14 protein-coding genes are annotated in these 12,678 nt (G+C 42.0%); 10 read left to right on the forward strand and 4 right to left on the reverse strand.

Features of this window, described 5'->3' with window-relative positions; translation table 11 throughout:
• The first annotated feature begins 41 nt into the window (after positions 1-41).
• A complete protein-coding gene (locus GSQ84_RS25160) occupies positions 42-386 on the forward strand; it encodes a helix-turn-helix domain-containing protein (RefSeq protein WP_158800126.1) in 345 nt (114 codons plus the stop codon).
• Between the two features lie 254 nt (positions 387-640).
• Here GSQ84_RS25160 and GSQ84_RS25165 read toward each other — a convergent pair whose 3' ends face one another.
• From GSQ84_RS25165 to GSQ84_RS25180, 4 genes are all read right to left on the reverse strand, one after another.
• Complete coding sequence (locus GSQ84_RS25165; RefSeq protein ID WP_158800127.1) at positions 641-1,822, reverse strand: serine hydrolase; 1,182 nt, start codon at positions 1,820-1,822, stop codon at positions 641-643.
• 110 nt (positions 1,823-1,932) lie between these two features.
• Positions 1,933-2,778: an oxidoreductase gene (locus tag GSQ84_RS25170; protein WP_158800128.1), complete on the reverse strand. Its 846-nt coding sequence runs from the start codon at positions 2,776-2,778 to the stop codon at positions 1,933-1,935.
• Between the two features lie 77 nt (positions 2,779-2,855).
• Entirely contained in the window at positions 2,856-3,800 is a 945-nt protein-coding gene (locus GSQ84_RS25175) for an AraC family transcriptional regulator (protein ID WP_158800129.1), read from the reverse strand.
• A gap of 49 nt (positions 3,801-3,849) precedes the next feature.
• Positions 3,850-5,106 carry an epoxide hydrolase family protein gene (locus tag GSQ84_RS25180; RefSeq protein WP_254070981.1) on the reverse strand — a complete coding sequence of 419 codons (1,257 nt, stop codon included), beginning with the start codon at positions 5,104-5,106 and terminating at the stop codon, positions 3,850-3,852.
• Between the two features lie 88 nt (positions 5,107-5,194).
• On the opposite strand from GSQ84_RS25180, the gene GSQ84_RS25185 reads away from it, so the two are divergent.
• The 9 genes from GSQ84_RS25185 to GSQ84_RS28145 all read left to right on the forward strand — a co-directional run bounded on the left by GSQ84_RS25185 (position 5,195) and on the right by GSQ84_RS28145 (position 12,678).
• The gene (locus tag GSQ84_RS25185) at positions 5,195-6,076 is read left to right on the forward strand and encodes a LysR substrate-binding domain-containing protein (protein ID WP_158800130.1); all 882 of its coding nucleotides are present in this window, start codon (positions 5,195-5,197) and stop codon (positions 6,074-6,076) included.
• A gap of 121 nt (positions 6,077-6,197) precedes the next feature.
• Complete coding sequence (locus GSQ84_RS25190; RefSeq protein ID WP_158800131.1) at positions 6,198-6,413, forward strand: helix-turn-helix domain-containing protein; 216 nt, start codon at positions 6,198-6,200, stop codon at positions 6,411-6,413.
• 180 nt (positions 6,414-6,593) lie between these two features.
• Positions 6,594-7,121, forward strand: coding sequence for an OmpA family protein (locus tag GSQ84_RS25195; RefSeq protein ID WP_158800132.1), 528 nt, complete (start codon positions 6,594-6,596; stop codon positions 7,119-7,121).
• A 146-nt stretch (positions 7,122-7,267) separates the two neighbouring features.
• Positions 7,268-7,705 (forward strand): MarR family winged helix-turn-helix transcriptional regulator, encoded by a 438-nt coding sequence (locus GSQ84_RS25200; RefSeq protein WP_158800133.1) that lies wholly within the window; start codon positions 7,268-7,270, stop codon positions 7,703-7,705.
• Between the two features lie 310 nt (positions 7,706-8,015).
• A complete protein-coding gene (locus GSQ84_RS28140) occupies positions 8,016-8,342 on the forward strand; it encodes an MFS transporter (RefSeq protein WP_254070982.1) in 327 nt (108 codons plus the stop codon).
• 131 nt (positions 8,343-8,473) lie between these two features.
• Complete coding sequence (locus GSQ84_RS25210; protein WP_158800134.1) at positions 8,474-9,223, forward strand: HAD-IIB family hydrolase; 750 nt, start codon at positions 8,474-8,476, stop codon at positions 9,221-9,223.
• Between the two features lie 10 nt (positions 9,224-9,233).
• Positions 9,234-10,316: a glycosidase gene (locus GSQ84_RS25215; RefSeq protein ID WP_158800135.1), complete on the forward strand. Its 1,083-nt coding sequence runs from the start codon at positions 9,234-9,236 to the stop codon at positions 10,314-10,316.
• A gap of 91 nt (positions 10,317-10,407) precedes the next feature.
• A complete protein-coding gene (locus tag GSQ84_RS25220; protein WP_158800136.1) occupies positions 10,408-11,589 on the forward strand; it encodes an acetate/propionate family kinase in 1,182 nt (393 codons plus the stop codon).
• 15 nt (positions 11,590-11,604) lie between these two features.
• Positions 11,605-12,678, forward strand: coding sequence for a phosphoketolase family protein (locus tag GSQ84_RS28145; protein WP_254070983.1), 1,074 nt, complete (start codon positions 11,605-11,607; stop codon positions 12,676-12,678).

The raw sequence follows: 12,678 nt of genomic DNA on the forward strand, positions 1-12,678 counted from the left end.
AAATAAAGTACAGTTTTGTTGATTATCAATGAGAAACAAATATGGTAGCTATAGAAAAAATTGAATTGACTTGTCCTTCTGATGCTTTTTTGAAAGTAATTAAAGGAAAGTGTAAAACAACTTTGATTGTACTAATTAAAAAAGAAAGGAACCGCTTCAGTGAGATGAAAAAAACGCTTCCTACCATTAGCGAAAGGATGATTGCCCGGCAGTTGGATGAACTCGAAAAAGATGGTTTGATCAGCCGTAAAGTCTTTGCTGAAGTACCGCCACGGGTTGAGTATTTTTTAACGGCTTATGGAGAAAGTCTTTATCCTATAGTAAGGGAAATGAGAAAGTGGGGCTACAAACATATTGAATTTCAGAACGCCAAAGAAAAACCCTGATATCGGCCAGCTACAAGCCGATATTTTATTGCGGGATGAGTAATTCCAGAACATCTTTGCGCCGATTTCTGAACCGGCTTAAGAATGTTCTGGAAATTGATAATTAAGATTCGGTAACAATTGTTTTTACTGATTTAATCAGCATCTGATTAAATCAGGAGCCACTGTAACATTCAAAATCATAAATACACTGAGAACCAATGGGAAGATTACTAACCTATGTTTTTTGGCTTCAAAAGATTTGTTATCAACGTCTATTTAATTGCTTCTTTAATGGTATCCCTCAAATCAGAAACATTATCCTCACTCATCTTTTCATTGACAAGTATCATGAAACCCAGATTCTCTGATGGATAAACGGCACATAAAGTGGTAAATCCAAGGCCTGTTTGCCCGCTATGGTAATAAAAACGTTTCCCATTGCTTTCGCCGCACATCCAGCTCAGGGCTATACCTGTCCCATTAGGATGAAGATAAGTCTGCTGATGGGCTAATTTGATAGCAGGATCTTTTCCCATGACATTGGCTACCATGTATTTTTGCATATCAGACATCGTTGAATTCATGCTTGGCCCTCCCGGATAAAACAAGTTGGTATTAATTTCAGTAGCTGTATTATTGCTAAGATCATACCACTGTACCGGACGTGATGCGTCCTTGTAACCCTGCATAAAACGGCTCAGCTGGTTCACAGGTATTTTTGTACGGGTGTCATAGAGACCGAGATGGGTTTTAAGGTAACTGGTAACCAGTTGTTCGTAAGGCTGATGATAGATACGTTCCAGTAACAGAATTAGGATAGTCATCGCATTGCCGTTATAATCATACCTGGTGCCTGGAATGGTATCTAGTTGGAAATGGTGCATATCCTTCATTAAGGTATCCTGATTGTACAGTGCAAAGAAATGTAGCTGTCCTGGAAGAGGGAGGGTCTTTATACTATCCATTACTTTTGACGGGAAATTCCTTGACGATTTAGGAAGGGCAGAGGTATGGCTGGCAATATCAATCAACCTTACAGGATGGCCCTGGTAGGCTAAATTGGGGTATTTGCCGGGAAGATATTTCCGAATGTCATCATTTAAATTTGCCTTTTTTTCAATTACTGCTTCTGCCAGCATTATTCCTATAAATGTTTTGGCTATAGATCCCAGGTTAAAGAGCTGGTCTGCCTTAATGAGCTGGCCGGTTCCCTTTTTTGATTCTCCATAATTGTATAAATAATTATGACCGTCTTTATAAATTGCGATGGAGAGGCCAATGGTTTTCGGATTGCTCATGTATTCCGCCGAAGCTTTCTGAACTGCAGAATCCAGATGGTTTTTTAGAGGGTTATCGGTTAAAAGGGGTTTGTTTTCCTGGCACCAACTGCTTCCAGAAGTACAAATAATTAGTAGTAAGGAAAAGAATACAGGGAGATTGCCTTTTTTCGTCATCTTTATCGGTTTTCATTAAGACGCTTAACCATGCCGATAGTTACAGTTGAAATTGTTTAATCTAATCTGATAGTATTCTCCTGAACGCTAATTCAGGAGAATACTTTTTTTTAATCTGCAAAATCAGTAGAAAGTGTAATCGCCTTATTAGATTCCATACCTTCCTGAAGCATTTGAATTTTATAATTTGCAAACTGGTACGCATCTGATCCCAATAATAAACGCAACGGTGCTTCTGCTAATTGAGCAATGCTGATCATCACATCGGCAGCTTTTTCCGGATCACCGGGTTGGTTACCTGGAATGTCTTCCGAATGTTTACGCTTGTTTTCTTCGATTGCCGTGTATTCAAGTATGGGATGTTCAGGCACAACAATTGAGCTTCCGCTTAAAAAATTAGTGCGGAAATATCCCGGTTCAATGATCGTTAAATTAATGCCAAATGGTTTAATTTCCTGTGCCAGGGCCTCAGATAAACCTTCTACGGCAAATTTGGTAGCACAGTAAATTCCCCAGCCGGCACCGGCAATTAAACCAAATACCGACGACAGGTTAAAGATATGTCCTGATTTATGTTTGCGCATAACCGGCAATATTTTCCTGGTTACATTTAATAAGCCAAATACATTGACATCAAAATTAGCCTTTACCTCTTGGTCTGAAGATTCTTCGATACCGCCCATCAAACCATAACCTGCATTATTTACCAGCACATCTATCGTTCCGAACTTTTCAACCGCTGCTTTTACAGCACCTGCAATGTTTTCTTCATCTGTCAAGTCTAATTGAAGCGGTAAGAAACTATCGGAATTTACATTAACGGCAGTTTTTAGTACTTCCAGGTTACGGGCAGTTGCTACCACATTATAACCTTGCGACAAAAGTTTTTGTACCAGCACCAGGCCAATTCCCTGTGAAGTACCGGTGATAAACCATGTTTTTCTTTGAGTTTCCATAATTAAAATTTATGGTACAAAGGAAAAGATAAACGCCCGCAAAGGGTTTATTCAGATCATAGCGATAGTTGTGATTTTCAAAGATGTACCATTGAAACAGAAGAATTTCTAAACAGGGAGGGAGATGATTTTTCATTCCTATGAAAGAAAGCAGCGAAATTTGCCTGCTCAGAGAATCCTAATGAAGAACTGATGGCTTGTATATCCCAGTCTGTATGTTTTAGCAATACCTTGGCTTCATACATCAGCCTTTCCTGAATATGCTCCCTTAATGTTTTGCCTGTATGATTTTTGACAAGAGCATTCAGATAGTTTGGATGTACGTTTAACTGTCCGGCAAATTCTGCAGCTGTTTTTATCTTTACAATTTCTGAAGGGCTCTGTATCTGAAAGGCAGATTCCAGCAAAGCTAAAAAACCGTGAATATAGCGGTAGCTTTCCGGAACGGCTATATCAGTCAGGTTTTTTCCGGCCCGCTGTGCTTCCAGCAATACCAGTTGCAGCTGTAAAAAGATCGCGTCTTTTTTATCTTTATGCAGGCTTTGATCTTCTTCCAGGATCAACCGGAAATGATGATCTATTCTTGATGACTGATCCGGATCGAGCTGAATAACTGCCTTTGAAGGTTGAAAATATGGGTAATTTCTAAACAGGTTCAGGATATGGGCTGTATCCTCAAAGTAGTTGGGATGCATCAGGCAAAAATGCCCTCCCTGGCCTTGCGTTTCTGTGGATTGCCAGGAGATGATTTCATCGGGATGAATAAAAGCTATCATACCCGGTTCCAATAGGTACTGATGTAATCCAATGGTTAAGGTTCCTGTACCTTTGGTTACATGCATGATCTTATAAAACTTTCTCCGGTTGGGTGAGATATAATCATTTGCGGGATAAGTTTCCCGGTTTTTTATACTAAAATAGGTGGCATCTGGAAGATAAGGTTCTACTTTCAGCAAAGGAACCTGAAAGTTATTTTGCTCAAATGTTTCTATTTCCAAACGTGGAATCTTTGACTGCTGCATAGACAAAAATACGATATGTAACTAAATTCTCCATATGATGAATACCAAACTATTCAAGCCTGGAGAAGAAATCCCGGATGTCTTTAGCCAGCAAATGAGGTTGTTCGGCAGCTGCAAAGTGTCCACCTGCAGGCATTACCGTCCAGTGCCGGATATTAAAACCTTTTTCAATATATGAGCGTGGCGGGGTAGGCAGCTCCTTCGGGAATTTAGCAAAGCCCACCGGTACTTTTACAAAGTCATTTTTTCCAAAAACCAGAGGCTTTTTACTGTTTTCGTTATACATCCGCATAGATGAATGGATGCTTTGCGTTACCCAGTATAACGTGACATTGGCCAGTAACTCATCTTTGGTAAAGGTATTTTCAATATATCCGCTGTTATCGCTCCAGCCTTTGAATTTTTCTATGATCCAGGCACATAGTCCTGCCGGTGAATCGTTTAACCCATAAGCTGCGGTGAGTGGCTTTGTGGCATGAAGGTAAGCATAGGCCCCTTCTTTGGCCGACCAGGCGGCGCCTGTTTGCTGAAACGCCAGAACTTCATCAGTAAGTTTTTCGTTTTCTGCCAAATAAGGTTGGTAAGAACCGGAAATATAATTCAGGTGCAGACCGATGATATTAGCAGGGTATTTTAAAGACAGCCATGAGCTGATTCCCGAACCAATATCGCCTCCCTGTGTTCCATAACGGTTGTAGCCCAATTCCAACATCAGCTGATGCCAGATCTCTGCAACAAATGAACTGTTACAACCCGGGTGATGTACTTTACCTGAAAATCCAAATCCTGGGATGGAAGGGATTACCAGGTCAAAAGAAAGCTCAGGATCTTCGGTGAGCAGGGGGATTATTTTCATCATTTCAAGAAAGGAACCCGGCCATCCGTGGGTGATGATCAGCGGAATTGATCGTTTTCCTTTTCCCCTGATATGGAGAAAATGTATCTGATGTCCATTGATATCTGCTATGAAATTTGGATAAGAGTTGATCTGATTTTCAGTTTTTCGCCAGTCAAACTTGTGCAGCCAGTATTTGGTCAGTTCTTTCATATAACCCAGATCTGTACCATAATTCCACTCAGAGCCATTGAGCTCATCTGGCCAGCGTGTCTGCGCTAACCTTAATTTTAAATCATCAAGAACAGGTTGCGGTATGTTTGCTGAAAAGGGCTTTATCATAAGTGTGGTTGAGGAATCTGGTTTTGCTGGTAGAAATGAACTGAAGGCTTTTAACTGGAAAGGTAAGTAAAGTGCGGCTAAAGCCACGCTGCTTTTTTTAATTAAATCGCGTCTGCTGAATGTGTTCATAATGACATTGTCTGAGTCAAAGGTATGGAGTCAATAAATCCGAAAAAATGCTATTTTTGTGTTGATTAATGATTTTTTAGCATCAAACATGGATATTCAGCAAATCACGAATTTTCTTAAATTAGCAGATGAACTGCATTTCTGGAATACCGCCAGCATAATGAATATTACTCAGTCGGCTTTGAGCCGCCAGATACAGGCACTGGAAGAAGAACTGGGGCTACAACTTTTTGAGCGGAATAAGCGAAATGTAAGACTTACTGCTTCCGGTGCTTTTTTAAGGGATAAATGGGCTGTACTGCTGGATGATTTAAATTATGTTCATCTTTTTGCCAGGAAAATAAATGAGGGGGAAACCGGCAGTATTACGATAGCCCATCCCGATTCTATTTCCTATTCGCTCTTGCCCGATCTGGTTTTCGCAATAGCGAACCAACATGCTGAATTAACCATAGAACTTATACAATTACTTTATGAGAATGTTCAGGAGTCACTGCGGGATTATAAAATTGATATGGCCTTTACCCGGCAGGTCAATATCTTGCCTGGTATAAGTTCACGAAAGATAAAAACTGAGCCGGTAGCTTTTTTTGTTCCTGATAATCATCCTTTCAGGGGTTGCGATGATATAACTGCAGAGAGTTTAGCTGCTCAACGATTTATTCTTCCTGTTGCCGAACGGAAGAGCAGTTATCACTTTATCGTACAGGAAATTTTTAAATCCTATGGTGTTGTTCCCCAGGCACACTATCAGTCAGACTTTGGTTCAAGTATACTGGGGCTGGTATCCAAGGGTTTAGGCATAGCGATTTTGCCGCTCGATTTTTTGCACCATTGCACGCCAGGTGTCCGTGTTATCGAAATCCCTTTTAATACTGACCTGTATATCCACTGGCGGACAGACGATAAGAACCCTTCTTTACGAAATATATTAAAGATTGCTGATGAACTATATAAGACTATCAATTAGGGTAATTTTGGCATGCTTTTGGTTAAAATATAACTGCGAATGAATTTTAATTTAATTTATCTCTATTACAGGTAAATGGATCGTAATTAAAGCATGCGGATTGTATTTTTAAAATATATTTATGGAGGATATTGAATTATTCGTCATTAATGCAATTTCTAAATTTAGAAGGGAAAAACAGCTGAGTCAAAAAGAACTTGGTATAATTTTGCATGTTTCAGCCTCTTTTATTGGTAACGTTGAGAATGGCAACAATGCAGCTAAATACAACCTGAAGCATATCGCTCTATTAGCAGCTCATTTTAAGTTATCCCCTAGGTTTTTCATGCCATTGTAGGGTTTGCCCGATAAAAACAAACACCAATTCAGTATTGCCGCCAGAGCTGATTTCTATATGTGGCGCACTATTTTTTAATTTAATCCGTTTTTAATATATATCTGCTCTGATCGTTAAAAACAGGCTTTGATCTGTGAGAGAAATGAGAGATATTTTTTATGTTTACAAAAAAAACCCATAATGAGAATTTTAAAATCTAATTTATTACTTGTTCTTATCGCACTATCTGTCTTTTCACTGCAGGCATGTAAGGCAAAAAAGATGGTGGTTAAGCCTAAGACTAATCCACAGGTAGAAACCCCAAAAGCCGCGCCAGTTGAAAAACCGCAGGAAGCACCTGTAGCACAAGCAGCGCCTGCACCTGAAAAACCAAACTTCAACTTTAATCCTGTATTGTTTGAATTTAATTCAGGCGTTTTAAAAACTGCTTCTTTTGCAGTTTTAGACCAGGTAGCAGCAGAGATGAAGAAAGATCCTTCGGTTAAATTTACGCTGAATGGTAACTCTTCTGCGGAAGGAACAGTAGAACATAATATGTCACTATCCGTTGACAGGGCAAATGCAGTAAAGTCTTACCTGGTTAATGCCGGTATCAATGCAGCCAATTTATCGGTTAAAGGATTTGGTGCAACAGTACCGATTGCTTCCAATGATACTGAAGAAGGCAGAGAGCAAAACCGTAGGGTAGAGTTCAAAGTTAACCCATAATAATTTCGATCCTGAGCGATCAGGTTGTTGTTAAAAAGAGGATGTAACCTTTATAGGAGACATCCTCTTTTCTGCTTTCAGGGAAGGCTTAATCTAATATTATTCATTTATATTTGGAAGCTAAACTTATTATATTGTCAGATCATATGTCTACCGAAATTCACGATATACTCGCCGCTCAGCTTAGGCCTTTACTTACCAGGATGCTAAGAAAGCTACGTAAATTGAGCCCCGCTGATTCTCAGCTTTCACAAAATGAGCGCTCCGTCATGGTATTGCTGGATCAGCATGAACAACTTTTGTCCGCCGAGCTGGCCGTTATGGAAAAGATAACCCCGCAATCTATGGGGCAGTTGCTTAACCGCCTGTCTGCATTGGGGCTGATTACCAAAACGGATTCGGTAAGTGATAAAAGAAAAGTTCTTATTTCCCTTTCTGAAAAAGGCAAAGCAGGAATACAGGTAGTGAGAAATGAACGTGATGAATGGTTAAGTGCAGCCATTTCCAAAGTTTGTACAAAAAAAGAACAGCTCATCCTGATGGAAGCGATTGGCCCGCTTACCAAAATTGTTGATCTTGAATAAAGCGTTAAATGAATATCAATACCTTTAACGCCTTTAAAAGTCGTGATTACAGGCTTTACTTTGGCGGCCAGGCAGTTTCACTGATCGGTACCTGGATGCAGAAAACTGCCGTAAGCTAGGTAGTGTATTCAGAAACACATTCTAAATTTATGCTTGGCCTCACGGTTTTTGCAAGTTTGTTCCCCTCCTTTATTTTTTCGTTTCTGGGTGGGGTAGTTTCCGACCGTTAAAATAAGTTTATGGTACTGCTGTTAACCCAGTTTGCTTCCATGGCACAGGCCGTTATCTTAACTGTCCTGCCGGGCAAAAATTGTACTGTTTTCCCATACCACTTTATTATCCCCTGGCATTGGTATTTGCTACCCTATCCGGTTTTGGAATGATGGAGCAGGTTACCGCCAGCAGTACACTGATCCAGACTACAGTAGATCCCGCAATGCGCGGCAGAGTGATCAGTTTTTATGCGATGGCGATTTTTGGGATGATCCCTATCGGAAGTCTATTGGTAGGTTTTGTTGCCACCTGGGTTGGAACGCCAGATACGGTTTTAACAGAGGGGATCATTACGCTGGTAATTGGTGCTTTTTTATTGTTCCGGGTTAATGCCAATGCTTTAGCCGCTGTAAAAAACAGTTAAAATCTTCCTGATCTACATCTGATTGTCTTATTCAGTTTATTATTGAATAAAGCAAAACTAATCCCGCTACCAGTCGTTTTAATGATTGAACAACAGCCGCAAATAATGGCTGTTCAATTTGACCGACGACCATGAAAAAATTAATAATTTTTGACCTTGACGGTACGCTGGCCGAGAGCAAGGCAAGTCTGGATGACGAAATGGCCGGCATTTTAAGCCGCCTGCTTGAAGTAGCTAAAGTGGCTATTATATCAGGGGGCGACTGGCCGCAATTCGAAAAACAGGTATTAGCACACCTGCCTCAAAACCAGGTACTCGACAATTTGTCTATCCTCCCCACCTGCGGCACCAAGTATTACCAATATCACCAGGGATGGAAACAACTCTATGCCGAGAATTTTACGGCCGATGAAAGGGATAAGATCATCAAAAATCTAAATAGCGCCATTGAGACATCGGGCTTTAAACCAGAGAAAACCTGGGGAAAGCAGATCGACGACCGCGGCAGCCAGATCACTTTTTCAGGACTAGGACAAGAAGCGCCACTTAGCGCTAAGAAGGACTGGGACCCCGATTTCACCAAACGTAAAAAGATACAGGAGCTGCTCGCAGAACCCTTAAAGGGTTTTTCTGTGAACATTGGCGGCGCCACTTCCATTGATATTACTAAAACAGGGATTGATAAGGCCTATGGCATCCATAAGCTTCAGCAAACGCTGGATATCGCTATCGCTGAAATGATCTTTATCGGCGATGCCTTGTTTGAAGGTGGAAATGATCACCCTGCAAGAACAACCGGCGTAGTTTGTATCCAGGTCCGTGATCCAGAAGAAACCAAAAGGGTAGTGGAAGGGATCATTGCCTGCCTAACTAAAACGTAGACCAAAATATATGAACGAATTTAAATTACACCGCCTGGGAATCGTTATGGAACCTGAACCTGGTAATGCCAACGAAACTGAAGGGGTTTTAAATCCGGCAGCGGTAAGAGGGCCCGACGGAGGGCTTTATCTTTTTCCGCGTTTGGTGGCCAAAGGCAATTATTCCCGTATCGGCATTGCCAAAGTACGTTTTAATGAAAATGGCGACCCCATTGGGGTAGACCGTCTGGGTATTGCACTGGAACCCGAAGCCGATTACGAAAAACGTCTGGATGGCGGTGGCGGATGCGAAGACCCCCGGGTTACGTATTCGGAACCGTTAAAGCAGTATATGATGACCTATACTGCGTTTTCCCCAGAGGGGCCACGTATTGCCCTGGCGCAATCAAAAGATTTGATCCACTGGGAGCGTTTGGGCCTGGCCGAATATTCCAATTATGAAGATATTCAGTTTAATCATATTGATAATAAGGATGCCTGTTTGTTTCCATTTGAGATCATGAGCCCAAGCGGACACCCTTCAATAGCGATGCTGCACCGGCCTTTGTTTCCTGGTACCAGGCCGGAGGAAACCGTGCGGTATCCCATTGACAGGGAAATCAGGGAGCATCATGAATGTATCTGGATTTCCTACAGCCATTACAAAGCAGAGCAACCTATCGATTGTCACCTACCCAAATTTGTTTCCAACCATCCACTGGCAATACCCAAACAGCCCTGGGAAAAATTGAAGATAGGCGCAGGCACGCCACCCATATTGACCAAACATGGATGGCTTTTTTTGTATCACGGGGTCAGCGAAACGACATCGCCGGGGATGGACAAACGTCAGCTGAGTTATTCGGCAGGAGTAATGGTTTTGGATAAGGATGATCCCCATAAAATTTTGTACCGTTCGCCAGAACCTATTTTGTCGCCAGATCTTCCCGAAGAAAGAGTAGGCGTGATTGCTGATGTAGTATTTCCAACAGGAATAGATTGCCGGCATGACCTGGGCAAACCGGGTGTTTTTGATGTGTATTATGGAATGGCAGATAACCGTATTGGTGTGGCGCGACTTGAGATTCCAGATGTTTTACCCACTGTTTTTTAATGATTGTGGTCATTTTTTTATGCTCCCTTAACGTATAGCTTAGCCATCAGCTGTTTCTCTCAATCTATGATCAATTTTAAAAATTTATATAATGAAGAAGGAACAAAATACCTATATCCTCAGTTTGAATGGCGGTTCTTCCAGCTTAAAGTTTACCTTATACCGCACTGATCCCTTTAAATTAAAGTTATCAGGAACCGTAAGCCGCATAGGTGGTAAACAAGGGGAACTCGAAATTAAAGACAGGGATGGGCATGTCCTGGAAAAAAGGGACAAGGAATATCCGTCGATGGAAACGGCAGCAACAGAAGTAGCCGAATGGCTAAAGGCAGGAGATTACCTGTTGAAAGGTATTGGCCACCGTTTAGTACAGGGAGGTCCTGAACATCGGCAGCCAGAGCTGATCACAGCTCAATTGTTAGCTGAACTAAATGGATTTATTTACCTGGCACCAAATCACTTGCCTGATGAAATCAGGACAATAGAAATCTTTCAGCAGGCTTTTACAAACATCCCGCAAGTAGCCTGTTTTGATACTTCCTTTCACAAGGATATGCCTTCTCACAGCAAGGATTATCCACTTCCTCCACAGTATAAAGCTAAAGGTTTAATCCGTTATGGATTCCACGGCCTGTCTTATGAATACATCATGCATGCACTTGGAGAAAGAATCCCAAGGATTGCCCGCGAAAAGATCATTATCGCCCACCTTGGCAATGGTGCCAGTATGGCTGCCGTTAAGAATGGTACTTGTGTGGATACCACTATGGGAGTAAGCCCTACGGGTGGTTTGGTGATGGGCACCCGCAGTGGCGACCTGGACCCGGAGGTAGTGTTGTTTTTGATGAAACAAGGCACGTTAAGCGTTGAAGAACTGGACGATATACTGAGTAAGCAGTCCGGTTTAAAGGCTATCGCGGGAATCAGCGATATACAGGAGCTATTGAAGGCCGAAAAGAACAATGCACAGGCGAAAGAAGCGATTACTGTATTTTGTTATTCTGCAAGGAAGTTTATCGCTGCCATGGCTGCAGCTATGGGCGGGGTAGACCGGCTGGTATTTACTGGCGGTATCGGTGAAAATTCTGCTGTCATCCGTCAGCGGATCTGTAAAGATTTGGGTTTCCTGGGTATGGACCTCCACGAAAAAAAGAAAGAAGAGTCAAGGGACGAAATTTCCCATAAAAAAAGCAGGGTGATCATTAATGTGCAGCAGACCAATGAAGAATGGATGATTGCTAAACATACGCTCCAACTCATGAATAAGAAATAATTAAGACCGATACTTATGAATTTACTTTCAGAAAAAACCATTAAAAACATGCATGCCTACTGGCAGGCTGCCAATTATCTTGCCGCAGGACAGATCTATCTTCAGGACAACCCTCTGTTAAAGGAACCATTGAAACCGGAGCATATTAAGCCCAGATTATTAGGTCATTGGGGAACTTCTCCCGGATTAAACTTAATCTACCTGCACCTGAACCGGCTGATTAAAGATACAGGAGCAGATATTCTGTATATCTGCGGTCCCGGACATGGTGCCCCGGCAATTCTTGCACATACTTACCTCGAAGGAACTTATTCTGAGATCTATCCCGCAGTTGATGAGTCTGAAGCAGGAATGAAAACCCTGTTCCGCCAGTTTTCGACGCCCAGAGGTATTCCAAGTCATGTTAGTGCTAACACTCCCGGGTCTATTCATGAAGGTGGTGAACTGGGTTATTCTATGTCGCATGCCTTTGGTGCCGTATTCGATAACCCTGATCTGATCGCTGCCTGTGTAATTGGCGACGGAGAAGCCGAGACAGGCCCGCTTGCAGGTAGCTGGACTTCAGTAGCTTTTCTTAACCCGATAAGAGATGGTGCTGTGCTGCCTATCCTTCACTTAAACGGATATAAAATCTCAGGGCCTACTGTATTGGCCAGGATGACCGATGAATCGTTAACACAACTCTTTACCGGCCATGGTTATGAAGTGTTTTTTGTAGAAGGTGATGTGCCGATGGATGTGCACCAGCTAATGGCAGAGAAGCTCGATCTGGTATACAGCAAAATAAAAAAAATACAACAGGATGCACGGGAGTCTGGTGTGATCCACGGCATTTTCTGGCCGATGATCATTCTAAGGACCCCTAAGGGATGGACTGGCCCTAAAGAATGGGATGGCGTACCTATCGAAGGTACTTTCCGTGCCCACCAGGTTCCTCTGATGGGCGCAAAGGAAGATCCTGCAAAGCTAAAGGTAGTGGAAGACTGGATGCGCAGTTATCATCCGGAGTTATTATTTGATGAAAAAGGTAAATTGATACCAGAACTTGCCGCTTTGGCACCACAGGGTGATAAACGAATGAGTGCTTAA

This window comes from Pedobacter sp. L105, assembly GCF_009765875.1.
Lineage (GTDB): Bacteria > Bacteroidota > Bacteroidia > Sphingobacteriales > Sphingobacteriaceae > Pedobacter.

Coding starts and splice junctions, on each gene's coding strand:
- GSQ84_RS25160 (WP_158800126.1), top strand. CDS start 42: ATGGTAGCTATAGAAAAAATTGAATTGACTTGTCCTTCTGATGCTTTT.
- GSQ84_RS25165 (WP_158800127.1), bottom strand. CDS start 1,822: ATGACGAAAAAAGGCAATCTCCCTGTATTCTTTTCCTTACTACTAATT.
- GSQ84_RS25170 (WP_158800128.1), bottom strand. CDS start 2,778: ATGGAAACTCAAAGAAAAACATGGTTTATCACCGGTACTTCACAGGGA.
- GSQ84_RS25175 (WP_158800129.1), bottom strand. CDS start 3,800: ATGCAGCAGTCAAAGATTCCACGTTTGGAAATAGAAACATTTGAGCAA.
- GSQ84_RS25180 (WP_254070981.1), bottom strand. CDS start 5,106: ATGAACACATTCAGCAGACGCGATTTAATTAAAAAAAGCAGCGTGGCT.
- GSQ84_RS25185 (WP_158800130.1), top strand. CDS start 5,195: ATGGATATTCAGCAAATCACGAATTTTCTTAAATTAGCAGATGAACTG.
- GSQ84_RS25190 (WP_158800131.1), top strand. CDS start 6,198: ATGGAGGATATTGAATTATTCGTCATTAATGCAATTTCTAAATTTAGA.
- GSQ84_RS25195 (WP_158800132.1), top strand. CDS start 6,594: ATGAGAATTTTAAAATCTAATTTATTACTTGTTCTTATCGCACTATCT.
- GSQ84_RS25200 (WP_158800133.1), top strand. CDS start 7,268: ATGTCTACCGAAATTCACGATATACTCGCCGCTCAGCTTAGGCCTTTA.
- GSQ84_RS25210 (WP_158800134.1), top strand. CDS start 8,474: ATGAAAAAATTAATAATTTTTGACCTTGACGGTACGCTGGCCGAGAGC.
- GSQ84_RS25215 (WP_158800135.1), top strand. CDS start 9,234: ATGAACGAATTTAAATTACACCGCCTGGGAATCGTTATGGAACCTGAA.
- GSQ84_RS25220 (WP_158800136.1), top strand. CDS start 10,408: ATGAAGAAGGAACAAAATACCTATATCCTCAGTTTGAATGGCGGTTCT.
- GSQ84_RS28145 (WP_254070983.1), top strand. CDS start 11,605: ATGAATTTACTTTCAGAAAAAACCATTAAAAACATGCATGCCTACTGG.